Annotated in this window: 24 protein-coding genes; 21 read left to right on the forward strand and 3 right to left on the reverse strand. The window is 61.4% G+C overall.

Translation table 11 applies throughout. The features are described 5' to 3' along the window. Nucleotides 1–204: 204 nt before the first annotated feature. From KY459_12060 to KY459_12160, 21 genes are all read left to right on the forward strand, one after another. Nucleotides 205–1626 carry a trehalose-6-phosphate synthase gene (locus KY459_12060; GenBank protein ID MBW3565451.1) on the forward strand — a complete coding sequence of 474 codons (1422 nt, stop codon included), beginning with the start codon at nt 205–207 and terminating at the stop codon, nt 1624–1626. After that, the gene (gene otsB / locus KY459_12065) at nt 1623–2354 is read left to right on the forward strand and encodes a trehalose-phosphatase (protein MBW3565452.1); all 732 of its coding nucleotides are present in this window, start codon (nt 1623–1625) and stop codon (nt 2352–2354) included. The genes KY459_12060 and otsB overlap by 4 nt, the downstream gene beginning before the upstream one ends. Next, the gene (locus KY459_12070) at nt 2351–2776 is read left to right on the forward strand and encodes a hypothetical protein (protein ID MBW3565453.1); all 426 of its coding nucleotides are present in this window, start codon (nt 2351–2353) and stop codon (nt 2774–2776) included. The genes otsB and KY459_12070 overlap by 4 nt, the downstream gene beginning before the upstream one ends. A 1-nt stretch (nt 2777) precedes the next feature. Continuing rightward, nucleotides 2778–3437 carry an HAD family hydrolase gene (locus tag KY459_12075; protein ID MBW3565454.1) on the forward strand — a complete coding sequence of 220 codons (660 nt, stop codon included), beginning with the start codon at nt 2778–2780 and terminating at the stop codon, nt 3435–3437. Beyond that, nucleotides 3424–4554 carry a dipeptidase gene (locus tag KY459_12080; GenBank protein MBW3565455.1) on the forward strand — a complete coding sequence of 377 codons (1131 nt, stop codon included), beginning with the start codon at nt 3424–3426 and terminating at the stop codon, nt 4552–4554. Before KY459_12075 ends, KY459_12080 begins: the two co-directional genes overlap by 14 nt. A 570-nt stretch (nt 4555–5124) precedes the next feature. Continuing rightward, nucleotides 5125–6240, forward strand: a complete 1116-nt coding sequence (locus KY459_12085) for a CHRD domain-containing protein (GenBank protein MBW3565456.1) — start codon at nt 5125–5127, stop codon at nt 6238–6240. 903 nt (nt 6241–7143) lie between these two features. After that, on the forward strand, nt 7144–8094 hold the full coding sequence (locus tag KY459_12090) for an OprO/OprP family phosphate-selective porin (protein MBW3565457.1): 951 nt from the start codon (nt 7144–7146) through the stop codon (nt 8092–8094). A gap of 33 nt (nt 8095–8127) precedes the next feature. Then, nucleotides 8128–9210 (forward strand): PstS family phosphate ABC transporter substrate-binding protein, encoded by a 1083-nt coding sequence (locus KY459_12095; protein MBW3565458.1) that lies wholly within the window; start codon nt 8128–8130, stop codon nt 9208–9210. 11 nt (nt 9211–9221) lie between these two features. Continuing rightward, nucleotides 9222–10136, forward strand: a complete 915-nt coding sequence (pstC, locus tag KY459_12100; GenBank protein MBW3565459.1) for a phosphate ABC transporter permease subunit PstC — start codon at nt 9222–9224, stop codon at nt 10134–10136. An 11-nt stretch (nt 10137–10147) separates the two neighbouring features. Continuing rightward, on the forward strand, nt 10148–11053 hold the full coding sequence (gene pstA, locus KY459_12105) for a phosphate ABC transporter permease PstA (GenBank protein MBW3565460.1): 906 nt from the start codon (nt 10148–10150) through the stop codon (nt 11051–11053). Nucleotides 11054–11123: 70 nt separating this feature from the next. Next, on the forward strand, nt 11124–11918 hold the full coding sequence (pstB, locus tag KY459_12110) for a phosphate ABC transporter ATP-binding protein PstB (GenBank protein MBW3565461.1): 795 nt from the start codon (nt 11124–11126) through the stop codon (nt 11916–11918). 26 nt (nt 11919–11944) lie between these two features. Then, nucleotides 11945–12616 (forward strand): phosphate signaling complex protein PhoU, encoded by a 672-nt coding sequence (phoU, locus tag KY459_12115; protein MBW3565462.1) that lies wholly within the window; start codon nt 11945–11947, stop codon nt 12614–12616. Between the two features lies 1 nt (nt 12617). After that, on the forward strand, nt 12618–13307 hold the full coding sequence (locus tag KY459_12120) for a response regulator transcription factor (protein ID MBW3565463.1): 690 nt from the start codon (nt 12618–12620) through the stop codon (nt 13305–13307). A 7-nt stretch (nt 13308–13314) separates the two neighbouring features. Next, a complete protein-coding gene (locus KY459_12125) occupies nt 13315–14643 on the forward strand; it encodes a PAS domain-containing sensor histidine kinase (protein MBW3565464.1) in 1329 nt (442 codons plus the stop codon). A gap of 390 nt (nt 14644–15033) precedes the next feature. Continuing rightward, a complete protein-coding gene (locus KY459_12130) occupies nt 15034–16545 on the forward strand; it encodes a hypothetical protein (protein MBW3565465.1) in 1512 nt (503 codons plus the stop codon). A 773-nt stretch (nt 16546–17318) separates the two neighbouring features. Then, a complete protein-coding gene (locus KY459_12135; protein MBW3565466.1) occupies nt 17319–18560 on the forward strand; it encodes an amidohydrolase family protein in 1242 nt (413 codons plus the stop codon). Further along, nucleotides 18553–19065 carry a recombination regulator RecX gene (locus tag KY459_12140; GenBank protein ID MBW3565467.1) on the forward strand — a complete coding sequence of 171 codons (513 nt, stop codon included), beginning with the start codon at nt 18553–18555 and terminating at the stop codon, nt 19063–19065. Before KY459_12135 ends, KY459_12140 begins: the two co-directional genes overlap by 8 nt. 46 nt (nt 19066–19111) lie before the next feature. Further along, on the forward strand, nt 19112–21787 hold the full coding sequence (gene alaS, locus KY459_12145) for an alanine--tRNA ligase (GenBank protein ID MBW3565468.1): 2676 nt from the start codon (nt 19112–19114) through the stop codon (nt 21785–21787). After that, complete coding sequence (locus KY459_12150) at nt 21784–22545, forward strand: class I SAM-dependent methyltransferase (GenBank protein ID MBW3565469.1); 762 nt, start codon at nt 21784–21786, stop codon at nt 22543–22545. Before alaS ends, KY459_12150 begins: the two co-directional genes overlap by 4 nt. Before the next feature lie 368 nt (nt 22546–22913). Further along, nucleotides 22914–23696, forward strand: coding sequence for an HNH endonuclease (locus KY459_12155; protein ID MBW3565470.1), 783 nt, complete (start codon nt 22914–22916; stop codon nt 23694–23696). Between the two features lie 42 nt (nt 23697–23738). Beyond that, nucleotides 23739–24572, forward strand: a complete 834-nt coding sequence (locus KY459_12160; GenBank protein ID MBW3565471.1) for a hypothetical protein — start codon at nt 23739–23741, stop codon at nt 24570–24572. 687 nt (nt 24573–25259) lie between these two features. Here KY459_12160 and KY459_12165 read toward each other — a convergent pair. The 3 genes from KY459_12165 to KY459_12175 form a co-directional block, all read right to left on the reverse strand. Further along, nucleotides 25260–25907 carry a hypothetical protein gene (locus KY459_12165; protein MBW3565472.1) on the reverse strand — a complete coding sequence of 216 codons (648 nt, stop codon included), beginning with the start codon at nt 25905–25907 and terminating at the stop codon, nt 25260–25262. Between the two features lie 194 nt (nt 25908–26101). Further along, a complete protein-coding gene (locus KY459_12170) occupies nt 26102–26398 on the reverse strand; it encodes a hypothetical protein (protein MBW3565473.1) in 297 nt (98 codons plus the stop codon). Nucleotides 26399–26455: 57 nt separating this feature from the next. Then, a complete protein-coding gene (locus KY459_12175; GenBank protein ID MBW3565474.1) occupies nt 26456–26617 on the reverse strand; it encodes a DUF1508 domain-containing protein in 162 nt (53 codons plus the stop codon). Nucleotides 26618–26636 lie beyond the last annotated feature (19 nt).

Consider the following 26636-nt stretch of genomic DNA (forward strand, 5'->3'; position numbering starts at 1 on the left):
AAGCTCTAGAGCTTTGCGAATTCAATCAAGTTAAGTTCCAAGTTCAGACCCGACCCCGTCTTGGCTCCTGTTTCGCACCCGGAGGATCTCGAATCACGAGCCTCCTGCCAACCTCAAACCTCCGGGTGCGCTGCACTCCATAGGGCCTGTCTCCTGAATCCTGGCTCCTGAACCCTGGCTCCGGTTTCGCACCGGGTCGCGGCCGTGAGTGATCGTTCCGATCGTAAGAAGCTGGTCATCGTCGCCAATCGCCAGCCGTACGCGCACGAACGGACCGAGGAGGGGATCACCGTGTCGCGGCCGGCGAGCGGGCTCGTCACCGGTCTCGAGCCGATGGTCGCGGACGTGGCGGGGACGTGGATCGCGCATGGAGGAGGATCGGCGGACCGTGAAGTGAGTCCCGAAGGGGTCGTTCAGGTCCCTCCCGATGATCCGACGTACGAACTGTCCCGGATCTGGCTCTCGGACGAAGAGATCGAAGGCTACTATCAGGGTTTCGCGAACGAAGCGCTATGGCCCCTCTGCCATCTCGTCTATGTGCGGCCTCGCTTTCGCGAGCGCGACTTCACGATCTACAGCGAGGTGAACGAGAAGTTTGCGGAACGGGCTTCGGCAATCGCCGGCGACGATGGGATCGTGCTCGTCCAGGATTACCATTTCGCGCTCGTGCCCGCGGCGCTGCGCCAAAGAAACCCCGATGTGACGATCTCGACGTTCTGGCACATCCCATGGCCTCCTCGGGAGATCTGGAGGATCTGTCCCTGGGCGCGGGAGCTGATCGAAGGGCTGATCGCATCCGACATCATCGGGTTCCACATCGACGAGTACGGCGAGGCGTTTCTCGACTGTGCGGATGATCTCGGTTTCGAGGTCGACCGGGAGGCGCGCGAGGTGCGCGCCGGTGAGCATACGGCGGCGATTCGAACCTATCCGATCAGCGTCGAATGGAGCGAAGACCGCCCCTCGCGGCAGTCAGGGCGCGATCTCGCCGCGGAGCTCGGTCTCGACGGGATGCACATCGCGCTCGGGGTCGACAGGATCGATTACACCAAGGGACTTCCGGAGCGGATCGAGGCGATCGAGCTCTTTCTGGAGAACTACCCCGACTGGCATGGCCGCTGGGTCCACGTGCAGCTAGGCTCGCCGAGCAGGACCGCCCTCGATGAGTACGCCACCGTGACCCGGCGCTTCCACGAAGCGGTCGATCGGGTCAACTCCCGATTTGCGTCGGATGAATGGCGACCGGTCGTTCTGGTCGAAGAAACGCTCTCCCGCGATCAGCTCGACCGTTACTTCGCAATGGCCGACACTGCGATCGTGACGTCCCTTCACGACGGGATGAACCTCGTTGCAAAGGAGTACATCGTTTCCTGTGTCGATGATGCGGGGGCGCTCATTCTCAGCCAGTTCGCCGGCGCCGCCGAGGAGCTCGACGAGGCGATCCAGGTCAACCCGTGGGACACTGTGGAGGTTGCCGGTGCGATCCATGCCGCGGCCGTGATGGGTGATGCCGAGCGCACGAAACGAATGACGGCGCTTCGCAACGTCGTGCGCAATCACACGATCCATGACTGGGCACGGCTTTTACTCCGCGATGCACGCGAAGTTGCAGCGAGGCGCCAGTGACGAAAGTCAGACTGCTGCTCGCAAGCGACTTCGACGGTACCCTCGCTCCCATCGTGCCGGTACCGGAGGATGCGGAGATCGACGAGGATGCGAAGGAGCTCCTGATCCGCGCGTCGCAGATTCCCGGCGTGGTCGTCGCACTTCTTTCGGGCCGCGACCTCGAAGATCTTTACAATCGCTCGGGCGGAATCCGGGCGATTCGCAGCGGGTCGCACGGCCGGGAGATCTCGAGCGAGAAGGGGGAGATGATCCGCACCGAGAACGGGATCGAGTCCCGGCCTCCCGACGAGTGGGTGCGCGATCTGGAGGCGAAGGGATTCCGACTGGAGAAGAAGAAATACGGCGCCGCGCTTCACTGGCGAGGCGTCGAGGGAGCCAGCGAGGCGTCGCCGGAGGTCGAGGCGTTTCGGGAATGGGCCGCCGGCGAAGGCCTGACACTACAGTCCGGAAGGGCAGTGCTGGAGGCGGCGCGTGGAAAAAGATCGAAGCGTGACGTGATCGAAGAGCTGACCGACGCCACGGAAGCCGAGCGGGTCGTCTACGCAGGCGACGATCTCACCGACTTCGGCGCGATCGAATGGGCGGCTGAACGGGGTGGCGGCTATTTCGTTCGGAGCAGCGAGCGAAATGAAACTCCGCGCAACGCGACCGTCGTAAATGGGATTGGCGAACTTCTGGAACACTTCGCGAATGAGCTGAGAGATCTCGAAAAGGAGAAAAGAGGATGAAACGAATGACGAGCATCGGGGCGCTGATCGCGGTTTCGCTGATCGTTGCCTCATGCGGAACCAGCTCGATGAATCCGTTCTCGCGTCCCGCTTCGCGAACGGGGACGTTCAGCGATTTCTTCATGCATGCACCGACCGGGGAGGTCATCGGCGTGGAGCTCCGGATCGTCGAGACTTCGACCGGATATCAGGGAGCGCTGCAGATAGGAAGTGGAACGGCGGGAGGGCTCTCACCGCTGGTCATCGTCGACGTCTATTACGAGGATGAAGATTCACTGTCGTTCACCGTTCCGGCCGATCATGCGTGGGCCGGGCGTTTCGAGGGGAACGTCCGCCGCGACGGGCTGGTCGGCACCTTCACGCTCTCCTCGGGGGAGGATCGCTTCGTCGTCCTCGACCGCGGCAGGAGCTTCTGGGACTGACGTGCCGATTCGAGGGCTCGTTCTCGATCTCGACGGGACGCTGATCGACTCGAACGATCAGCACGCCGAGGCGTGGCAGAAGGCGTTCGCGCACTTCGGGCGGATCCATCCGGTCGATCTCGTCAGAATGCAGATCGGAAAGGGCGGCGATTATCTCGTCCCCGATCTCCTCTCGGCGAAGGAAGTGCGCGAGATCAGTGAGGAGCTGCGGGAGTATCGTTCGCGCCTCTTCCGGGACTCCTATCGCGAGAGCGTCCGTCCGTTTCCGAAAGTCCGGGAGGCGCTCGAGACGTTTCGTGATCACGGCCTCCGGATGGTGCTCGCCAGCTCTTCCAATGAGGAGGATCTCGACTGGTTCGTCGAGCTGCTCGGCATCGCCGATCTGCTCGACGGCCGGACTACCGCGGACGACGTCGACGACCCGAAGCCCGCGCCCGACGTCTTCGAAGCGGCGCTCCGGACGCTCGACATGCCCCCGGAAGAGGTGCTGGTGGTGGGGGATACTCCCTGGGATATCCTCGCCGCTCATCGGAACGGCCTGGCGATCGCCGCGGTGAGGTCGGGCGGCTTTCCCGACGAGACACTCGAAAAGGCGGAGATCATCGTCGACGACATTCACGAGCTCGCCACGCATTGGGAGGATTTGCATGCAACAGTCTGAACGCGCGGAATCAGCCAGAGACCTGCATCGGCGGCTTCTGCTCGTCGATGGTCACTGCGATGCTCCATACCGCCTTCACCGTCACCAGACGGATCTGGGAGAGCGCGACGCCACCGCCCAGGTGACTCTGGAGTCGCTCAGGGAGGGCAATGTCGGCGCGAGCTTCTTCGTCGTCTATGTACCGCCGGTCTATGCCGGGAACGGCGCAGCGCGATTCGCCCGACGACTCTTCGACATCGTCGACAGACAGGTCGACCGCTATGAGGAGGATCTCGCGTTTGCCGACTCGACCGCCGGGATCGAGAAGGCCCGGGCGACGGGACGGACCGCGATTCTGATCGGCGTCGAGGGGGGGCACGCCATCGAGGACTCGCTCGAGGTCCTCGACGAGTTTCACGAACGGGGGGCGCGCTACATGACCCTCACCCACGTCAACAACAACAACTGGGCGGACTCCTCCGGCGAGCCGCCGCGTCACGGCGGGCTGACTTCGTTCGGGCGTGAAGTCGTCCGACGGATGAATCGGATCGGAATGATCGTCGACGTTTCCCACGTCTCCGACGATACGTTCGATCACGTGCTGGAAGAGACCTCGGTTCCGGTCATCGCAAGCCACTCATCGTGTCGGGCTCTCGCCGCGCATCCTCGAAATCTCACCGATCGGATGCTCCGCGATCTCGCGAAGAACGGCGGCGTCTGCATGATCAACTTTTTTACGGGATTTCTCGTTCCGGAAGCCGCAGAGGCCCTGACGAGCTCGAAGAGGAACCGTTCGGGACCGGCCGATGGGGAGTTCGAAGAAGTGGCACGCGACCGGCGCGACTGGGAGGGATTCATCTCCTGGTGGAGAGCCCTCGGGGTGCCGCCTGGCGACGTCGATACGGTGGTCGACCACATCGTTCACGCCGCGTCGATCGCCGGTCTCGATCATGTGGGGATCGGAACCGATTTCGATGGCGTGCCGGGTCTGCCGGCCGGTCTCGAGACGCCCCACGGTCTGGTATCTCTGACCGAGCGCCTGCTCGCCCGCGACTTCCGGGAAGAGGAGATTCGCGCGATTTACGGGAGCAATTTCATGCGGGTCTTCGGGCAGATCGAATCCGCCGCGCGTCCCTGACACGGAGAGTCGGATCGCTTGCTCTCGCAACTTGCAAACACTCCTCAATCCTGAGCAATTGACCGGCGCGTTTCGACGGCGAAGCGGACATGACACCCGTGAGTGCAGAAACAACCGCACTCGCGTACTCAAACCGACGTCATCCTGAGCGGGCGGTCGGGCGGGCAGGCGAAGGACCTCGCAGGTTGGGACATCAGACCAAGCGAAGCGCTGCAAAGGGTCGACTCCTCGGCAGTTCAGGATGACCTCGGGTCTCGTTTCGGAGATCCTGTTGCTTCGGAGGCGGCGATTCGGTAATCCGAAGACCTCGTTCAGTCTGCTGGTGCCCGGGGTGGCGAGAGGGGGATCAGTTGCCCGGATCTTCGGATTTTTGTTTTACGGAAACCCCACGTCTGGCAGGCGTCAATTTCGCACGTCGAATCGGTGTTGCCCGACCTTCGTCATCCTGACGACTGCAGAACTGGGGATCGATCCTGACGGTGTACGGCCTGCAGGTGACCCTTTTCAGCCAGAAGTCATCGAGCGCGAAGGCCGATTCAAAAAAATCTGACCGATGCGAAAGGAAAGATGATGAAGAGAATTTGCTTGATACTGATGGTTCTGGTGATGGCGGTTCCCGCCTTCGCTCAGGAGTTCACGGCGACCCTGACCGGTGCAGCGGAAGTCGGTGGTGGTGATCCGGACGGCTTCGGTAGGGCGAACATCGTGATTGAAGGTACAACGATTCATTTCGAGCTCTTCGTGCTGTACATCGAACCGCCGACGATGGCGCACATTCACGAGGGCCCAGCCGGGGTGAACGGACCGATCGTGGTCGACTTCATGCCGAACTTCGACGGATCGACTGCGACCGGCTCGGTGACGGCCAGCCAGAGCGTCATCGACAGGATCCTCGCAAATCCGTCCAGTTTCTACGTCAACGTTCACAATGTGCCCTTTCCGGGCGGCGCGATCAGGGGACAGCTCGAAGGCGGCGTCAGTGAGACGCTGATCTTCCCCATCGTCGGAAGCACCGAGGGTGTGAACAACACGCGGTTCGTCACGGATCTCAGGATCGTCAACCCGACAGATTCACCGGTCGCTGTGACGATTGAAATGTTTGAAGCCAGCTCTGATGGAATCCCTGTCCCGACTGCCACGGAGAACATCACGATTCTGCCGAATGTGCAGGCTGCTTTCGACGATGTCACCGGAGATTTCCTCGGACAGCCCGGAAAAGCGGGAGCGCTCGTTCTCCACGCCGATGGCGACATCGCCGCCCACGTTCGCGTGATCAACGATCAGCGGGGGATCAACGAGGGAACCGCCGGCATCTCGCTTCGAGGCCAGGCTCCATCGGAAGCGAAGACCAGCGGAGTTCTGCCGCTTCTCTCGCAGGCTTCTGCGGCTGATCGCGGGTTGGGTCTCGGTTTCCGGACGAACATCGGCTTCTACAATCCGGCTGATACATCCGGGCAGATCAGATTCACGGCGCATGCGGCGAATGGCACGATGATCGGCACCGCAGTCGTCGAGGTCGGGCCCTACCAGCAGACGCAGAAAGGGGTGTTCGACATGATCGACACGGTGATGGAGGGCAACCGCGTCCAGGACGACTTCTACGTCATCTGGGAGGCCAGCACGCCGGTATTCGTGTACGGAACGACCGTTGACAATACGACGGGCGATTCGGTTTTCGTAGACTGATCGCAATCTCGCGGCGGCGGCCGAGCCGGCCGTCGCCGCTTGCGGGTTGGAGGTTGGAGGTTTGAAGTTTGAGGTCAAAGCACGTGCTCGCGAGATCAATCATCACCGGGAGAGCGCGGCGCCTGCCGGGTCGGGACCACGCGACCTGGATCCTGTCCCCAGGTCCCAACCTTCTCCATCCGCCCCGGACGGTCACGTCGCTCAGTACCCGGGCCCCATCAGAAGAGTTCAGAAGGGCGAGTAGCTGAGACTCAGGCTCGACTCCGGTGGCGGAGCGGCCGAGATTCCGGAGGTGGCTCTCGCGAACCCGAACATTCGTCATCCTGAGCAAGTGACCGGCGCCTTGCGACGGTGAATCGGATATGACACCCGTGAGTGCAGAAACAACCGAACTCGCGTACTCAAACCAACGTCATCCTGAGCGGGCGGTCGGGCGGGCAGGCGAAGGACCTCGCAGGTTGGGACATCAGCCCAAGCGAAGCGCTGCAGGAGGGTCGAAGTCCAACAATTTCATGGCCGTTTCATCCTGAGCCGCCGAAGGACGGCGAAGGATCTGGTCGGGGGCTCGTGAACGCAGAGGCGCGCGAGGGCATCACGCGGATTCACGACCCGCCCCCAGATTCTTCGCCCGCGCTCCGCCGGGCTCAGAATGACGAGTGTTGTGTTTGCGCGAAGCGGCGAGTTTGTCGGGACTGGACCGGTTGTCGGACAGGTCGGACTCCTCGAACCTCCAACCTCCGTCTTTACATCGAATTTACATTGACCGACTTTCCCTTCACAGGCGCTTTCTAGAATCGGCGTGTGCTGAAGACAAACGAACCCGCAGGCGAGCGTGTCGAAGGAAGACGTTCGCCGGTCTCGGGACCGGGCAGGTCATTGAGCGGCGATATAGAATCCCGGCGCATGCAGGGTTCGGCCAGGGCAATCAGACGGTTCGCGTTGCTGGCGGCATTCGTTTCCCTTCCCGCGTTTGCCCAGGACGACGACGCTGCGGTCGAGCGGCTGAAAAACGAGCTCGAGAAGCTGAAAATCTCCGGCTATCTGCAGTCGGAGTATCTGACCAGAGACGAGGGGGTCGACGAATTCCGGGTTCGACGAGGACGCCTCAAGTTCACCTACCGGGCAAACGACTATGCGAGCTTCGTGATCCAGCCTGATTTTTCATCCGCAGGAGTCAGCGTGAAAGATGCGTATCTGGAGGTGACCGAGGACTGGACCGGCTGGGACAACACGCTGACTGCCGGGCAGTTCAAATGGCCGTTTGGCTTCGAGGTGCTCCAGTCCTCGAGCAATCGCGAGGTTCCGGAGCGCGCGCGGGTCATCCGGGAGCTGTTTCCCGGCGAGCGCGACCGGGGCATGATGTTCTCCGGAGAGATTCCGGGGGGACGTTACGACTACCGGATCGGGGTCTTCAATGGAAACGGGACGTCCGATTCAGAGGAGGTAGACTCGGCAAAAGACATCGTAGGGCGTTTTGGCGTCGGCTTCGGAGCGGTTCGCGGGGGAGTTTCCGGCTACCAGGGGGAAAGCAACGGCATGGACAAGACGCGCGCCGGTTTCGACGTTCAATGGGACACGCCGCTACCGGGTGTCGAGTTGAGGGCCGAGTGGATGACCGGTGAGGAAGAGGGAGCCGATGTCGACGGGTGGTACACCTATGCGATCTGGGATTTCACCGAACGGCAGACTCTCACCGTCCGAGTCGATGAGTACGACGACGAGATCGAGGCGATTACGACATTCGTAGGGGCGTACTCGTACGAGGTGACTTCGAACACGAAACTGATGGTTGCGCTCGAGCATCCCGACGAGGGAGGCGATGTCGGGACGCTGAGGTTTCAATACAAGTTCTGATGAACGCGGCCAAAGGGCCGCGGAGGAGATCCGATGAGACGGTTTCAGGGTATTTTTGCAGCGTTCTTCGCAGTCATTGCGTTGGCGGGTTGTGGAGGGGGCGAATCCGCGACCGGCGACAGCGCCGCAGCGGGGGGCGCCTCGGGCGAGATCAGCCTCGACGGCTCGAGCACGGTTTTCCCGATCACCGAAGCGATCGCCGAGGAGTTCAGAAGGAACCATCCCGGAGCGCGGGTCTCGATCGGGGTGTCGGGTACGGGTGGTGGATTCAAGAAGTTCTGTGCCGGAGAGACCGACATCCAGAACGCCTCGCGCATCATCAAGGAATCCGAGATCGCAGCATGCGCGGAGGCGGGGATCGAGTGGATCGAGCTTCCGGTGGCCTACGATGGGCTTGCCGTCGTTGTGAATCCGGAGAACGACTGGGTGAATATGATTACGGTCGAGGAGCTCAGGACGATATGGGAGCCGGCCGCGCAGGGAGAGATCATGCGGTGGAGCGACGTCCGTCCCGGCTGGCCGGACACGGAGCTTCATCTTTACGGTCCTGGAGTCGATTCGGGGACCTTCGATTACTTCACCCTGGCAATCAACGGAGAAGAGGGAGCGAGTCGCGGCGACTTCACGGCCAGCGAGGACGACAACGTGCTCGTCCAGGGGATCGCGAACGACCGGAACGCGCTCGGGTTCTTCGGATTCGCCTATTACGATGAGAACAGGAGCCGGCTGAAGATCGTCCCCGTCGATGACGGCGATGCGAGCAACGGCGCTGGCGCGATCGTTCCCTCCATCGACACGGTGCGCAACTCGACATACCAACCGCTTTCCCGGCCAATCTTCATTTATGTTCGAAAAGATGCGCTGGAAGAGCCGGTCGTTGCCGAGTTCATCGATTTCTATCTCGAAAATGCGGAGGATCTGGTAGGAGAGGTCGGCTACATACCGCTTCCGGCCAATGCATACAGGATGGCGCAGGCCAGGGTGGACGACCGGATAACCGGCTCGATGTTCGAGGACGCTGGCTCGCAAGTGGGTGTCTCGATCGAAGACCTGCTCAACGTCGAATCCCGGTCCGCTGCGCCAGACCGGCCGGCCGAAACGACGACGACCGAGTAGATCGTTCGCTGATGGAGAGAAGCCAGTTCGAGACTTCACTGAGCGTGCCGCAGGCGCCCAGCGAGCGTGCCGCTCACGTCATTCTGTTCATCTGCGGATTCGTTTCCGTTCTGACGACGATCGGGATCGTTTTGATTCTGGCCTGGGAGTCCTTCCAGTTTTTCCAGGTCGTGCCGCTTCGCGATTTTCTCTTCGATACGCAGTGGACGCCGCTGTTCAGCGAAAAGCACTTCGGGATCGCGGCGCTTCTTTCGGGGACGCTGCTGACGACGGTGATCGCGATCCTGGTCGCGCTTCCGCTCGGGCTGTCGGCGGCGGTGTTCCTGAGCGAGTTCGCGCACGAGAAGGTCCGACGGGTTCTGAAGCCTGCCCTCGAGGTCCTGGCGGGGATCCCGACGGTCGTGTACGGCTACTTCGCCCTCACCTTCGTCACTCCGATTCTCCAGAAGATCGTGCCCAATCTCTCCGGATTCAATGCATTGAGCCCGGGGATCGTGATGGGAGTGATGATCGTGCCGATCATCGCTTCGCTGAGCGAGGATGCGATCTATTCAGTCCCCCGGAGCATTCGTGAAGGGGGATGGGCGCTCGGTTCGGCGAGGCTTGCGACGATCATCAGAGTGGTCATACCTTCTGCCTATTCGGGCATCGCGGCATCGGTGATTCTCGGCTTCTCGCGCGCGATCGGGGAGACGATGATCGTGACGATCGCCGCCGGCCTGCAGCCGCGGCTCACCTTCGATCCGAGGGTTCCGATCGAGACGATGACCGCTTACATCGTTCAGGTGTCGATGGGGGACACACCTTCCGGAACGCTCGAGTACAAGACGATCTTCGCGGTCGGGATGGCGCTTTTCCTCCTGACGCTCGTGCTGAATCTGATCTCGTTCGCGCTGAGGCGAAGGGTCATGAAGGGGAGCGGATGAGCGAGCCGGTGATGACACCTCTGCTCGAAGACGACATCAACCTGATCGAGGATCCGGATCTGGTCGCGCGATCGCTCGACGAGCGCATCGAAACAGCGTTCAAGGCGATCTGTTTTCTCGCGCTCCTGCTCCCGCTGATGCTGCTCGCGGTCCTCTTCGGTGACGTCATGCTCGACGCGATTCCACGGCTCAGCCTCGATTTCATTCGAAACTTCCCGTCGAGGCTTCCGATCCGCGCCGGAATTCTCCCCGCGCTCGTCGGGAGCGCCTGGCTCATGGTGCTGACCGCGGCGATCGCGATTCCTCTCGGAGTCGGCGCGGCACTCTATCTGGAGGAGTATGCCCGGCCGGGTACCCTGACCTCGATCATCGAGATCAACATCGGCAACCTCGCGGGCGTCCCCTCGATCATCTACGGTCTGCTGGGGCTCGAGCTGTTCGTTCGGGTCATGCAGATGGGGCGGAGTCTGCTCGCTGGTGCGGCGACGCTCGCTCTCCTGGTACTTCCGGTCGTGATCATGTCGTCCCGCGAGGCGTTGCGAACGGTTCCGAACCCGCTTCGGGAAGCCGCGTGGGGCCTCGGTGCCGACCGGTGGCAGACGCTTCGCCGGGTGATTCTTCCGATGTCGGTCCCGGGCATCCTGACGGGCATCATCCTCAGTCTCGCCAGGGCGATCGGGGAAACGGCGCCTCTGATTGCTCTCGGAGCGATCACCTACATCGATTACCTCCCCGACTCGGTACGAAGCAAGTTCACCGCATTGCCGATCCAGATCTTCAACTGGGTTTCACGACCCGACCCGGAGTTTCATCTGAATGCAGCCGCCGGCATCGTCGTGCTTCTCGCGTTGATGCTGTCGATGAACGGAATCGCGATCTGGTTAAGGATCCGCCTCCAGAAACGAGCGAACTGGTGAGAGGAGCCCGATGATCGAGACTTTGAGCGAAAACACGGCGCTCGCCGAGCCCGGAGATAGAATGGAAACGATGGACGGGACCGCGCAGGCTGAGGAGATCAGTCCACAAACCCCGATCAAGCTGAGAACCGAAGGTCTCCGCGCCTGGTATGGCGATACGGAGGCGGTCAGGGGAATCGACCTCGAATTCGAGCAGAACTCGGTGATGGCGATCATCGGACCATCGGGTTGTGGGAAGTCGACCTTCATCCGCTGCCTCAACCGGATGCACGAGGTCGTGCCGGGGGCCCGAGTCGAGGGGAGGGTGCTGGTCGACGGGTACGACATCTACTCCCCGAAGGTGAACCCGGTGCGGGTGCGCCGGCACATCGGAATGGTGTTCCAGAAGCCGAATCCGTTTCCGACGATGTCGATTCGTGACAACGTGCTCGCGGGTCTGAAGCTCCAGGGAATCCGGGTATCCAACCCCGACGAGCTCGTCGAGGGGGCATTGTCGCGGGCGGCATTGTGGGACGAGGTGAAGGACGATCTTGACCGCTCGGGGATGAGCCTTTCGGGCGGCCAGCAGCAGCGTTTGTGCATTGCCCGGGCCCTGGCGCTCGAGCCGGAAATCATTCTGATGGACGAGCCGGCCTCGGCGCTCGACCCGATCGCCACGCAGAAGATCGAGGAGCTGATCTACGAGCTCAAAAACAACTACACGATCATCATCGTGACCCACAACATGCAGCAGGCAGCGCGGGTTTCGGACAGGACTGCGTTTCTTATGCTCGGCGAGCTGATCGAGTGTGACGAGACGCGCCAGATTTTCATGAAGCCTCGTAAGCGAATCACAGAGGATTACGTGACCGGGAGATTCGGTTGATTTCTGACGAGAGGGAGGGGGAGAGGATGAACAGGCATTTCGACCGTGACATACAGCGGCTGACGGAAAAGCTGCTCCGGCTGGGAGCGATGGTCGAGGATTCGATTCGTGACTCGATCACGGCACTGCTCGAAAGAGACAGCGACCTGGCGGAAGCGGTGATCAAGCGTGACAAGGAAATCGACGCTCTCGAGCTCGAGATCGACCAGGCGGTGCTGGAGCTCATCGCGACGATGCAGCCTGCCGCGGTCGACCTTCGATTCGTCGCCGCCATCATGAAGATCACGCCGGATCTCGAGCGGATCGGCGATCTCGCGCAGGACGTTTGTGAACGGGCCATCGAGCTCAATCGTGAGCCTCCGCTCAAGCGGCTCAGCGAGCTGGAGACTCTGGCGAGAACGGCGCAGGAAATGGTCCGGCAGGCGCTCGACGCATTCGTCAACCGCGATGCGGTCATGGCGAGAGAAGTGATTGCGAGAGACGACCTGGTGGATCACCTTACCGAGCAATCGTTCCGGGAGCTGCTCACTTACATGGCAGAGAGCTCCGACTACATCGGCCGGGCGATCCGGCTGACGTTCATCGGAAAGTACTTCGAGCGAATGGCCGACGGTGCGACGAATCTGTGCGAGATGGTGGTCTATCTCGTCGAAGGGAACGTGATCAAGCACGCGAAGCTCGCCGAGGCGCGTCGCTGAGATGCGCGTCGCTCTGATCGAGGACGATCGTGACATTGCGTACACGATCAGTCTCAATCTGGAGCGAGAAGGCTGGACGGTCGATCATTACACTAACGGCCAGGAAGGACTGGTTGCAGTCGAGCGAGCGGGGTACGACTTTCTGATCCTCGATCTGAACCTTCCCGACCTGGACGGTTTCACGATCTGCCGTGAGATTCGGCGTGGAGCCTCGACGCGCGATCTTCCCATTCTCATGCTGACCGCTCGAACCTCGGAGCGCGACCGGATCACGGGTCTGGAGCTCGGGGCCGACGACTATCTGATGAAGCCCTTCTCGCCGCGCGAGCTGATCGCCCGGGTGAAGGCGATCCGGCGCCGCAGCGACGGCTACGGGACCGAAGCGGCGGTCTACGAAGACAGAACCCTGCGGGTCGATCACGCTACGTTCCGGGTCAACGTCGAGGGGGAAGAGGTCCATCTGGCCCGCAAGGAGCTCGAGCTGCTCTGGTTGCTGATCCGGAACCGGCCGACGGTCGTTTCGAGGGATCGAATTCTGTCCGAGGTGTGGCAGATGGCGGACGACGTGGAGACGCGAACGGTCGATGCCCATGTCCGGAATCTGAGGAAAAAGATCGGGAAGAATCGGATCGGAACCGTCATCGGTTTTGGATACCGGTTCGAGGCGGATCCTCCCGAGAAACGGCTCTGAGCGCCCGTTGAGAGAGCTCGTCGTCGCCCTTCTGATCGCGGTTGCAGCAACGATCGTCGTCTGCGTTCCGGTCTTCGCTATGATCCGAATGGAAGATCGCGGCGCGGCGTTCCTCCTCGTATCGTCGGGGATGCTATTTGCGACTCTCTCCGCGCTTGCGATTGAGCGACGGCGCGCGACAGGGGCGAAGAGAAAAGTCGAGGATGAAGTGCGGGAAGTGCACGATCTTCTCCTCGACGATGCGTCCAACCCGACGGCAGTCTGGCCCTCGCTGACCGATCCGGCCGTCAGCGAGCTGGCCGAGCTCGTCGTGGAACGCCAGCTCGAGCTGACGGCGAGAAAGGACACGCTCGCCGGGATACTCGATGGGTTTGGCGAAGGAATTCTGGCAATCGATTCGAATGAGACGATCACGCTGGCGAATCAGCGATTGTTCGAGCTGTTCGACATCCGGACGGAGATCGTCGGACGCAAATACTACGAAGCAGTTCGCGACGTCCGGGTCAGAGACGTCGTGAAACAGGCGCTCGGAGGCTCCCCGGCGAGCGCGCGAATCCCGGTCATGTTCGGCTCGGAGCAGAGGACGTTGCAGTTGCGAGGGGCGCCGACGAGACGGGGAGACGCGGTTGCGCTCTTCGTCGACATCACCGAGCTCGAACGTCTCTCGAGAATCCGGCGGGACTTCATCGCCGACTTCTCGCACGAGGTCCGGACTCCGCTGACTGCGCTTCGGTCGTCGATGGAGACACTAGAGGAGGGGGGCCTCGAGCCCTCGCAGGAAAGCGAGTTGCGCCAGATCATGCTGAGGCAGCTCGCGCGTCTCGAGAAGCTCGTCTCGGGTCTGTCCGAGCTCAGGACCCTCGAGTCGGGAGAGGTGAAGCTGAAGCGCGAAGAGGTGGACATGGTCGCTCTTCTCGAGGGTCTCCGCAGGGATTTCGATACACGGGCGATCGAGGCGGGCGTGAAAATCAATCTCGACAGCATCGGCGAGACCGTCGTTCTGGGAGATCGGATCCGGCTCGAGCAGGTCTTCTCGAACCTGATCGACAACGCTCTTCGCCATGCGACCGACACCGAAACACTCCAACTGAATGTCGCGAACGAAGGGGATTTTGTCGTCGTCCGGGTGATCGATCAGGGTCCCGGCATTTCGCCCGCGGACCGCGAACGGATCTTCAATCGCTTCTATCGGATCGACAAGAGCCGCGAGAGTGGAGGTACCGGGCTCGGACTCGCCATCGTCAGGCATCTGGTGCTGTTACACGGCGGCTCGATCCGGGTCGAACCGGGCGAGCCGGACGGCTCCATCTTCGTCGTCTCCCTCCCTTCGGCCTGATGGCCGGTTGCCGGTCGCCGGTTGCCGGTTGCCGGTGTGCCAGTTGTCGGTTGCCCACCGCCACGAGCTTGCGTGATGTCCAGCATCACCGGGAGGGCGAAGCTCCTGCTGAGCCGCCCCGTCGCGTGCCACCGAAATGTCACCTGAGGACCATTCTGTCTCGGCCCGCTCTCGATCTTTGCAATTGAACGAACTTTCCGCCATTCCATGACGGTGCGGCTCGGCAGGAGCCTCGCCCTCCCGGGGGTGATGTTTGATCCTGCGAGGTCGCGGCTCCCTGCACGATCCCCCGCGGCGACTCGCAACTGTTGATTGGAGCGCCAACACACAGCCGGACACCCCGCCGAAAACTGCTGGACACGATGGTTTCGACCTCCGTATCTGAACGAGATGGAGCAGCCTGCCGCGCAGAATCCGGACGAGTCGCGAGCTCATCGGACGATCCTCCTCGCGCTGAGCCTCGCACTGCTGCTCGGCTACTTCTTCTATCTCTATACGAAGTCGTCCTACGCTGCGGGTGGCGCCGATTCGTCGGGCTACATGAATGTGGCTCTTCAGATGATGCGAGGGGATCCTGTTCGCGACCGGCAGCCCGAGATCGCCGGGATCCCGACGTCCTCCGAAGCATATCGACCTCTCGGATTCATCGAAGGCCCGCGGGCCGGAACGCTCGCCCCGTACTATCCGACGGGCCTTCCCCTCGCCATCGTCGCGCTCGTCGGTGTCACTGGCGAGTGGTCGGCCGCCGCGCTGGTCAACCCGATGTTTGCGACTCTCTCGCTGGCGGTGATGTTTCTTCTCGGCCGGGAGCTCGGCCTGTCTCGCGCACTCGCAGCAGCGGGCTCCGCGATCCTCGGACTCTTTCCCGCCTGGATCTTTCATTCGGTCCAGCTCATGAGCGACGTCGCCGCCGCGTTCTGGGTGATGCTCACGATTCTCGCCGTACTGAAGTCGACCAGACACGCCGCCTGGGCGGCTCTCGGGGGTTTCGCGTTTTCAATGGCCATCGCCACGAGGCCTACGAATGCACTCGCCATACTGGCGATCGCGGTGATCTTCCCGCTTTCGGGCAAAGCCGTCCTGGCATTCCTCGCGGGCGGAACACCGGTCGGCCTCTTCGTCGGATGGTGGAACGTCAGGGCTTACGGGCGCGCGATCACGACGGGATACGCGGGATTCGAGAATGACTTTGCGCTTCATTACTTCGAGGATCGCTTCACTCACTTCCTGCAGTGGATATCCCGCCCGGCAAGCCCCCTTCTCATCGGAGGATGGGCCCTCGTGCCTCTGCTCAGAGACGTCGGGCTCAGGCGCCGGATCCTCCTGATTGTCTGGTTTGGAAGCTACTTTCTCTTTTACTGCTTCTACCTCTTCTACGACGCCTGGTGGTACACGCGATTTCTTCTTCCCGGGATGCCGGCCCTGATCGTCGGGATGCTGCTCGTGATTCAGCGGGCTCTCGATTCGATACGCGATCGCTCGCTTGACGCGCGAGTGGTACGGGCGCTCGTGACCATGATTCTCGCCGGGATCGTCGTGAACGAGATCGACTGGAGCTCGGAACTGCACGCGCGAGAGATCGGGAGAAACGAGAACGCTTACCCTGAGGCGATTTCGCGATTTCGATCGAGTCTGCCTGACGACGCGGTGGTTCTTTCGATGCAGACCAGCGGAGCGTTCGCCTTCTACGGAGGCCGCACGCTTCGATGGGATCTTCTCTACGACCAGGACCTCGAGCGCCTCCACGCAGCCAGCCGGCGCGGAGATCTCCGCCTGTACGCGGTGCTCTTCGAGCACGAGATCGAGCCTGCCCGCGAGAAGATCGGCGGTCACTGGATGCGTCTCGGAAATCATCGTCACATCTCGTTGTGGCGAATCCTTTCGACGAGCGGGGAGTGGTGAGGGTCATTCGCAGGCGGTGGTGAACTGGTTTTGCTGCACGCACTCGAGGCGGGCAGGATATGGGGCGCAAGGGTGCGCCGCCATGGGACAGATTCGAGGAAGTCGACGCCATGGACTGCGGCGCACCTCTGCGCCGCCTTCAACGCAACGCCCCGGAGTGCGGCGCACCCTGCGCCGCATTTCTTCATCCCTCTTCATCCGTCAGATCATCGAGAGTCGGTTCGTAAAGGTCACCTGCGTTCAAACGGCCGATGCGAGTGACCAGTCGCCAGTGGCCGGTTGCCAGCTGCCACGAGCTTGCGTGATGTCCAGCATCACCGGGAGGGCGAGGCGCCTGCCGAGCCGCCCCGTCGCGTTCCACCGAAATGTCACCTGAGAACCATTCTGTCTCGGCCCGATCTCGATCCTTTCACTGAACGAACTTTCCGCCATCCATGACGGTGCGGCTCGGCAGGAGCCTCGCCCTCCCGGTCGGTGATGTTTGATCCCGCGAGGTCGCGGTTCGCCGAACATTCCCGCGGCGATTCGCAACTGTTGATACGCGAAGCAACACGAGCGAATGTCGACTCTCGCGAGATTCAAACCGACGTCATCCTGAGCGGGCGGCCGGGCGGGCAGGCGAAGGACCTCGCAGGTTGGTACAGTCAGACCCAGCGAAGCGCCGACCCAACATCCCCCTACTCACCGGCAACCGGCCACCGACCACCGGCAAACTCCGCCTTTCCGATAAGCTTCATGGAGGAGGTGCTCGCTTGAAGACGATCTGGAAAGTCCTGCCGCTTCTCTTGTTCGCTGCAACCGCTCTCGCGCAGCCGCTCACCATCGTCCGGGCCGATCGCTACGTCGACGTCGAGCGCGGGCGATACGTCTCCCCCGCCGTGATCGTCGTGCTCGACGGAAAGATCGAGTCGGTCAATCCCCGATCTGTTCCGGCGGGAGCGACCGAGCTCGATCTTTCGGGAAAAACGCTCCTTCCCGGCCTCATCGATTCGCACACGCATCTGACCTACGACATCGGTGGCGACTGGCTTACTCGTGCGGTGAAGGAGACGGCTGCCGATGAGGCGATTCGAGGCGTGCGCAACGCGAAGGTCACACTCGACTCCGGATTCACCACCGTCCGGAATGTCGGGTCCGGGGGTTTCGCCGACATTGCGCTGATGCGGGGGATCGAACGAGGATTGGTCGAGGGACCGCGAATCATCGCGGCAGGTCACTCGATCAGCATCACGGGAGGCCATTGCGACGCGACCGGCTGGGCGCCCGGGATCCTCGAGGGCGGACCGGAGAGCGGCATCGCCGACGGAGCCGACGAAGCTCTTGCCGCCGCGAGGTATCAGATCAAGCACGGCGCTAAGGTGATCAAGATCTGCGCGACTGCGGGCGTGCTCTCGTTCGAGGAGAGCGTTGGCGCTCAGCAGATGACGGACGAAGAGATGCGGGCCGTGGTCGAAGAGGCCGCGCGACACGAGCTGAAGGTCGCGGCGCACGCCCACGGGACCGAAGGAATCAAGGCGGCGATCCGCGCGGGGGTCGCATCGATCGAGCACGGTTCACTTATCGACGACGAAGCGATGCGGATGATGAAGGAACGACGGGTGTTCCTCGTCCCCACGACTTACCTCGTGGATGCGCTCGAGCTCGATGCGCTGCCGCCGCTGCTCCGTCGCAAGGCGGAATTCGTTCTTCCCGAGGCGCGAAAGCGGCTGCGCGAGGCGATTGCGGCGGAGGTGCCGATCGCCTTCGGTACCGACTCGGCCGTCTATCCCCACGGTGATAACGCGAAAGAACTGGGCGTTCTCGTCGATCTCGGGATGACGCCCGCGCAGGCGCTGCGAACCGCGACTCTGAACGCTGCGGAGCTCCTCGGTGTGGACGACCGCGCCACGATCGCGCCGGGGAAGCTCGCGGACATGATCGCGGTCGATGGCGATCCTCTCCGCGACGTTAGCGTGCTCGAGGATGTGGACTGGGTGATGAAGGGCGGCACGGTCTATTTCGACGAACGTGAGTGATGGCGGAGACGAAATTGCGGCGGCGAAGGCGGCGGCAATGCATGCTCTCAACTACCGGTTCCGCAGCGAGACGGAACTGCGGCGGCGACTCCTCAAGAAGGGGCATTCGAAGGGCGCCGTCGAACGGGTGATCGACGAGCTGCGAGCGGAAGGGTGGCTCGACGATCAGCGATTCGCGGACGAGATGGTCCGCTCGGCCGGCAGGCGGTGGGGACCGCGCCGGCTTCAGCGCAAGCTCGGCGAGCTCGGCGTCGACCGGGAGACGATCGCGCGCGCGATCGACGAGGTTCCCGACGAGGAGAAAAACGCCCTGCTCGAAGCGATGATCGAGAAGAAGCTCGACGAGATGGAACGGCGCAACCTCGACGCGGAGTCGGCAAAACGGCGGCTCGCATCGTTCCTCGAACGGCGGGGGTTCGAGGCGTCCGTCATACGCGATCGGATCTTTTCGATCGACTGGGCGGGGCGATTCGGGGGAAATGACCCTCCCGACGAGCCGGTTTGATCCGTAAACATCCCGATTCAGGCGGGATGCTGAAAAAAGGGAGCCGATGAAAGCGAGCGACGTCAGAGAAAAGTTCCTCAGCTACTTCGAGGAGCGGGGTCACGAACGGGTCGAGAGCTCGTCGCTGATTCCCGGCGGCGATGCCACCCTGCTCTTCACCAACGCCGGGATGAACCAGTTCAAGGACGTCTTCCTCGGCCGGGAGGAGCGCGATTACGAGCGCGCCGCGTCGTCGCAGAAATGTGTCCGCGCGGGTGGAAAGCACAACGACCTCGAGAACGTGGGCCGCACCGCCCGACACCACACTTTCTTCGAGATGCTCGGCAACTTCTCCTTCGGCGATTACTTCAAGAAGGATGCGGTCGAATTCGCCTGGGATCTGATCGTCAACGAGCTCGGGCTCGATCCGGAGCGCCTCTGGTTCACCGTCTTCGAGGGGGACGCCGAAGTCGGGGCCGACGAGGAAGCCGAGCGGATGTGGATCGAGGCCGGCGCGAAACCGGAGCGCGTGCTCCGCTTCGGACGGAAGGACAACTTCTGGCAGATGGGCGATACCGGCCCCTGCGGCCCCTGTTCCGAGATTCACTACTACCGCGGTGCCGACATGTCGAAGAACACCGTGGATCTCGTCAACGGTGAAGGGGACGACACGCTCGAGATCTGGAACCTCGTCTTCATGCAGTACGACCGCGACTCCAGCGGCACGTTGACTCCGCTTCCCGCCCCCTCGGTCGATACGGGCGCCGGGCTCGAGCGGCTCGCCTCGATTCTGCAGAACGTTCCGACCAATTACGACACCGATCTCTTCACGCCGGTGATGAGGAGGATCGAGAAGATTTCGGGCCACGAGTACGGAGGCTCGTTCGAATCGGAGCAGGACACGGCGGTTCGCGTTCTCTGCGATCACGCGCGCGCCTCGGCGTTTCTGATTGCTGACGGAGTGCTCCCTTCCCCCGAGGGACGTAGCTACGTGTTGCGGCGAATCATCCGGCGGGCGATCCGGTTCGGCCGGAAGCTTCCGGAACCGGTCGTGCTCAGCCAGCTTCTCGATCCGGTGATCGAGGCGATGGGGGAGCAGTATCCGAATCTGATCGAACGAAAGAGCGTGATCACGAAGACTCTCGAAGCCGAGGAGGAGCGCTTCGGCAGAACGCTGAGCGTCGGAATGGAGCGGGTCGGCGACGTGCTCGACGCGCTTCGCCAGCGGGGCGAGCGCGTCCTCGGAGGCGCCGAGGTCTTCCGGCTTTACGACACTTGGGGGATTCCGATCGAGCTGATCCGGGAGCTGGGCGAGGAGGAAGGCGTCACGATCGACGAAGCCGGTTACGAAGAGCAGATGGCCTCGCAGCGAGAGCGCGCGAAGGCCGCGTCGAAGTTCCGCAGCGAGGACGTCGAGGTTTTCGCCGAGATTGCCGAGCGGGTCGGCGAGATCACCTTCGTCGGCTACGACGACTACGTCGACGTGGAAACGAAAATCGAGGCGCTCGTCATGGATGGCGAGGAAGTCGACCGGATCCCCGCAGGAAAGTCGGGGCACGTCGTGCTCAATCCGACGCCGTTTTACGCGGAGGCTGGCGGCCAGATCGGCGACACCGGAACACTCGTGTTCCCGGGGGGCAATGCCGAGGTGCGGGACACGATCAGGCCGGTCGGTGATCTGGTGACCTCGATCGTGACGGTGACCGACGGCGAACTGAAGAAGGGAGCGAGCGTCGTCGCGAGCGTGCCGCGACCGGTACGGCGCGCAACGACGTCGAATCACACGGCTACGCATCTGCTTCATCAGGCGCTCAAGGACGTGCTGGGTGAGACGGTGCAGCAGGCCGGATCGCTCGTCGCGCCCGACCGGCTGCGGTTCGATTACAGCTGGAACAAGCCGCTCACCGAAGACCAGATTCGGCAGGTCGAGGACATCGTCAACGAGCGGATCCGCGAGAACCTCGACGTCGGCAAGCGGGTGGTACCGATCGACGAGGCGCGATCGCTCGGTGCCGTCGCGATGTTCGGCGAAAAGTACGGGGACATGGTCCGGATCGTGTCGGCTGGCGATTACTCGCTCGAGTTCTGCGGAGGGTGCCACGTCAACCGGACGGGCGACATCGGAGTGTTCAAGATCGTGTCCGATCGTTCCCTCGCCTCGGGGGTGCGCCGGATGGAGGCCGTGACCGGTCCCGGTGCGGTCGAGTACATCCGCGAGCTCGAGTCGGGCATGCGTGCGGCGCAGAGCGCGCTCAACGTCGGGATGGGTGAGGTCCCGAGGACGATCGAGCAGGTGCAGACTCGCCAGCGTGAGCTCGAGCGCGAGGTGCGCGATCTTCGGATGAAGCTCGCGGCAGCGGGAGCAGGTGCGACGTCATCGTCCGATGAGGGGATCGTCGAGGTCGCGGGACTGCAGCTCATCGTCCGGCGCGCGGACGAGGTCCAGGGTGGCGATCTCCGCAACCTCGCCGACACGCTTCGAAAGAAAATCGATCGAGGAGTGGTCGTGATCGGCAGCGCGCACAAGAAGAAGGCGACGCTGCTGGTGGCCGTGACGTCGAACGTGAGCGAATCACTCTCGGCAAAGGACATCATCGACAGGCTCGCCCCGATCGTCGATGGCCGCGGAGGGGGGAAGAACGACCTGGCGCAGGCGGGTGGAAAAGCGCCCGAGCAGCTCGACGAAGCGCTCGCGAAGGCGAAGGACGTCGTCGGCGATCTGATGAGCGTCGCGACGGGATGAGCCCGGCTTCAGAGACGCACACCCATGAATGGGGGACGCAGCCCGAGATGTTCGGACCGCGCCATGAAACACGGCTCGGGATGTTTCTGCGTCGCACCGCACGGCTCGAGCGCGGCTCTCGCATCCTCGACGCTGCGGTCGGGCTCGGTCAGCTCGCCGGTCGAATGACCTCGCAGGGGCATCGCGTCTTCGGGATCGACTACTCGTTTCAGGCGGCGCTCTTCGCGAAACGAGCGGGGCGCGCGTCGACGGTCGTCGGCGATCTCGCCCGCATGCCGTTCCGCGACGGCTCGTTCGACGCGGTCACCTCCGGGGAGACGCTCGAACATCTCGACGACGACGAGCCGGCGGTCTTCGAGATTGCGAGGGTGCTCCGGGAACGGGGGCGCTGCTTCGTCACCGTCCCGGCGCTCGAAATGCTGAGAACGTCCTCGGACGATTACTACGAGCATCGCCGGCGCTACGAAAAACAGGAGATGCGAGAGCTCTTCGAATCCGCCGGCCTCGAGATCGAGGATCTCAGCTACTGGGGCTTTCCGATCGTGCTGCTGTACGACACGGTGTTTCTCATTCCGATGAACAAACGGCGCGCGAAGAGTGACGTTGCCGATGATTCAGCCCTGCGCGCGATCGCGGCGACGGGGAAGAAGCGCTGGCTCGTCCGCGCGGTTCAGGCGGTGTTCTCGATCGACCGCCTCTTCTCATGGGTGCCGTTCGGCCCGGGCCTGGTGCTGTCTGCCGAGAAGAAGAGCTCATAGCGCCGGTTATCAACCGGACGGCCCGCCGCTTTCCAAGCGGCGTCCGTCAGCTGCACCGTCAGGCGAGAGCAGATCAGCCGCGCGCCTCTGACTGGTCGGTCCTTTCCCGATGCAGGAACCGAATCCCCGGCCATTGCGAGCGCCCTCGCCCGAATGAGAGAAACGAATTTGCCCGGCGATCTCCGAACGGAGAGACGAAAAGGGGCGCAACCGTGCGGGGCAATCGAGTTGCGGTAAACTCCGGGATGAGGCCTCCCGAATTACTGAACAAGAATGTGTCTGGTTTCCCAATTTCGATTCGGTCCACATACAAAGTCAGTCGGGGAGTGAACTCTCTCGCTCGCGCTGAGATGAGGACAGGTTAGTCCATGGCGAAGCTGAAGAGGCGAAAGCAGTACGGCGTATGCACCTTCTGCGGCAAGGAAGGTGAGGTCACTGACGAACACATTTTTCCGGAGAGCTGGTATCCCGACGACACCCCTAAAAACGAGCCGAAGTGGATCGCCCCCTCGTGCTACGAGTGCAACCATGTGAAGTACGCCCCTAAGGAGGCGCGCATCTTCCCGTTCCTTGCGATGACAGCTGAACCAGATCATCCCGGAGCGAAAGGAATCGGCCAGCGAGGCTTTCGCGCGGCCGACGAGACTCAAGGAAAAAATGATAGAGACAAGGCTGCACGCGCGCGGGTGCGTGAGTTGATGCGGGAGCGGATGCAAATCGTCAAGCCGCATGAAGTAGCCGAGGGTGCTGACTATCTCGGTTGGCGCCATCAGAACAATGAACTCTTGACGACATACGTGAAGGAGGAAGACATTCTTCCTGTGATTGGGAAGATTGCGCGGGGCGTGATGTATCTAGTGGCGGGAAAACGCGTTGATGAGCGGTACAGTGTTCACCCGTTTCGCGAGTTGTCGAAGGTGCCCTCCAAGTTCAAGGATCGGAAATCAGACTACTCAACCTCGTGTGGCCCGGGAATAGTCGTGGACATCGCCTTCTTCCAGCCACATCTCGAGCCGCCGGCGGGGTTCTTACAGATGAAGGTTTGGGATACGCATATTTGGTATGTCGCCATCATTCCGAAGCCCGAGCTTCGAGAGGAGCTCTTGAAGCCCTCTTTTACGGAGTCGTTGAAGAGCGAATCGGGCGAATAGCCGACGTCTTACTCAGCGCGACAGCGAGCGGGAAACACGACATTGTTCGACTACCTATTAAGCGGGAATCATTCGGAGATAGCGAAATTCGAAGAGCGCAATAGGAAACTCATCAGAGTCCTGCCCGACCTTCAGAACGCGGTCGAAAGGGCCTATCGCGACCTGCCGTCTGGCGAGAATCCCTCCGATCTTGTAATTTTCGCTCTAGGAAGACGGTGCGCTATCGACTTCGACGACATCCTGCTCCTCTGCACTGCGGGCCGGCGGTTCAACGCGAGAGGAGTGATCCGTGGAATGTTCGAACGGATTGTCACGGCGTGGCATCTTCATCTCCATCCTGAACAAACAATGGACTTTGTCGACTATGACTTCATTCAGAGGCGGAAGGTGGCTAGAAAGATCGAGGACGTCTGGGGCGTAAAGGCTGAGAATGAGAAGGCCTACGGCGCTCTCCTTCAAAGCGCCGCCGAAGTGGAGTCGCGTTTTCGGAAGACTAAATGTAAGAAGTGCGAGACGACGGAGCTCAACCACAGTTGGTCGAAAATGGACATGGTGAGCATGGCAGCCAGCGTAGGTGAGCGCCTCGAGCAGCTCACGATCATGGCTTACTATGAGACTCTCGGCCATTCCCATGCGACATTCAGGTCGATGTCCGAGCAGTACCACGAAGTGGATGGAGCGATCCATCCGGCACCAGTCGATTACGGAGCTGTCGACAAAATCATGGAACTCGCACATTTGATGCTACTCGAGTCATTGCTCCTGCAGCATGAACACTTTGAAAACGAAGAGCTGCTCCACCTCTGGAGGGGATGTATGGCTGACTTCCGAGAGATATGGCAAGCCAGTAGAGAGGTGAGGCCTTGTGATATTTGACGCCCGGTATTGGAAAAAAGACCTTCGACGCAGTGCGTCGGCGCTGGTTCGTCGTTCCACGCAGATTCGATGGAGCTCAGCCTCGTATTCGCTACTCGAACGATCAGTCATGATCGGTTTCTTCGCGGTTCGGCGTCTGATCGAGAGTCGCCGGTTGAAAGAGGACTTTGACGTCATTTCGGTGGATGTGGTCTCTTTTCCAACTCTAGGAAAAAACACTGGATATTCGGGGAAGCGGCAGGATAGCTCAGGCCCGTTGTGAGGAACTTTTGGAGGGCCGTTTGCTCGTTTGTCTGGTGGAATCTCGGCGAGGCCGACCGAGATCCCGAGGCAGGGCAGCACGGGTCGGGGTCTCGCCAAACGTTCCCTTTGGAGAGGTATCGTTATCTTCCGCCATGGTCGCGATCGAGTTGCCTTTCTTGGTCACTAGGTTGTTCCTTTCTTCTGAGAGTTTGGCGCCTTCGAAGCGGTGGGCCGGGTGCCTGAGCCAGACTTGCTGGTTTTTTCTTTGGGGAGCTTAGCCCCGTCGGTAGCGTAGCCCTTCTCAAGCTTTTCCCAGCCTGAGGAATCGTTCTTCTTTCGTCGGTCGTTCATCACTTTTTCTCCCTAGGTTTTGTTGGTTTCGGATGCGGGATGCGGTCTAGAGGCAACTTAGCTGGATCTGGAGTATGCCCGCCCTGATGTCTCCTACGGCCCGGATCCGAAGTTTGTTTCGCTTTGCCGTCCATCCCCCTGTTCTTGTCGGACATCGTGCTTTCCTTTCGTTGAGTTGATGCTTGCAAAAAGGCCGAATAAAAACACTGCGATAAAGAATGCGATCGCGGCGCCAAAGTTCAGCCAGCGTGTGTACTGCGTATACATATTGCGATCCTGATCATTCGGATGAATCCAGTCGTGGTACCAGACATCGAGGTAGGAGATTTCGACTTCGGTAGCCTTCTGGCTGGAGAGAAGCGAAAACAGGATGAACAGGATTGCGATTGCGAAGAGCAGCCATGCCGAGTTGAGGTACGCGAGTGAGTCCGCCGCAGGTGTTGTAAACTGAAGAAAAGTTACCGACAGCGCGATCGCACCCGACGAGAGCGTCAACACGGCGCGATCGAAACTTCCTGAAGTCTGACGCTTGGAATCGATGAGCCGGTTGCGCTCCGCAATGTAGAGAGGGTAGATGTCAGGCTCACTCTGGTCGGGTATCGCAGGCCCTGGATCCGAAACTGCGCGGCCGCGTCCTAGACCCTCCTCGCAGTTGCTTGTTGCTTGACGCCGCGTATCAGGCTTTTCGCAGTGAGTCGGCGTTTCAGGGGTGTCGATAATTCTGCCCGGCTGTTCGTTCATCGATTCGTCCAATTCGTGCGGTGCTCTCCAGCTGTGATGGCTCGCTCTGACTCGTTGGTATACCACCGAATGCAAAGATTGTCAGATATCTTATCGTTGATCTTCAGGGCGCTCCTAACCCTTCTCCTGCGCGCGTGGTCGGCGCCGTATTATTGAGGGGTCAGGAAAACCGCTAGAGTATTAGGGACTCTTAGTCACGTCCTGGTGTGACCCCATGCCCAGTCTCCTCCGACCGAGACGAAAATTTCCGACGTAAATCCTCTTCTTAGAAAGGCTCTCTTTACTTGCTCTTGGACATCATTCCGGACGGCCGCCGCACTCTGGCCATTGAATTTTCCTGCTGTCGTCGTGGTCGGCAGCCGAACCGAGTTGCCGCTGTCGCTTGTGAGGGTTGAGGAGAGTCCCATGGCTTCCAGGTCCTGGTAGGCGTTGAGATAGTCCTCTCGGGAGGCGTCTTCAAGGTCGAAGGTGCAGACGACGAAGTAGCTCATTCCAGTGGCTCCTATATTTTTCTGGGGCTGCCTCGGCACCAGCCCCAGTTGACGTTGTTACCTGACAGGTGCGTTACTGGACTGCTTGACGAGGCTGATTGCGTGCTGACAGTCGGAGCGGTTTCGATAGCCTTCGCCCTGCGCGACGATCTCGTGGTTTCCCGCCTTGAGGCGCCATCGGTAGTGGCCCTGCGTGTCCGTATAGATCTCGAAGTACATCGGCTTCTCCTTTCCGACA

Source organism: Acidobacteriota bacterium (genome assembly GCA_019347945.1).
GTDB lineage: Bacteria > Acidobacteriota > Thermoanaerobaculia > Gp7-AA8 > JAHWKK01 > JAHWKK01.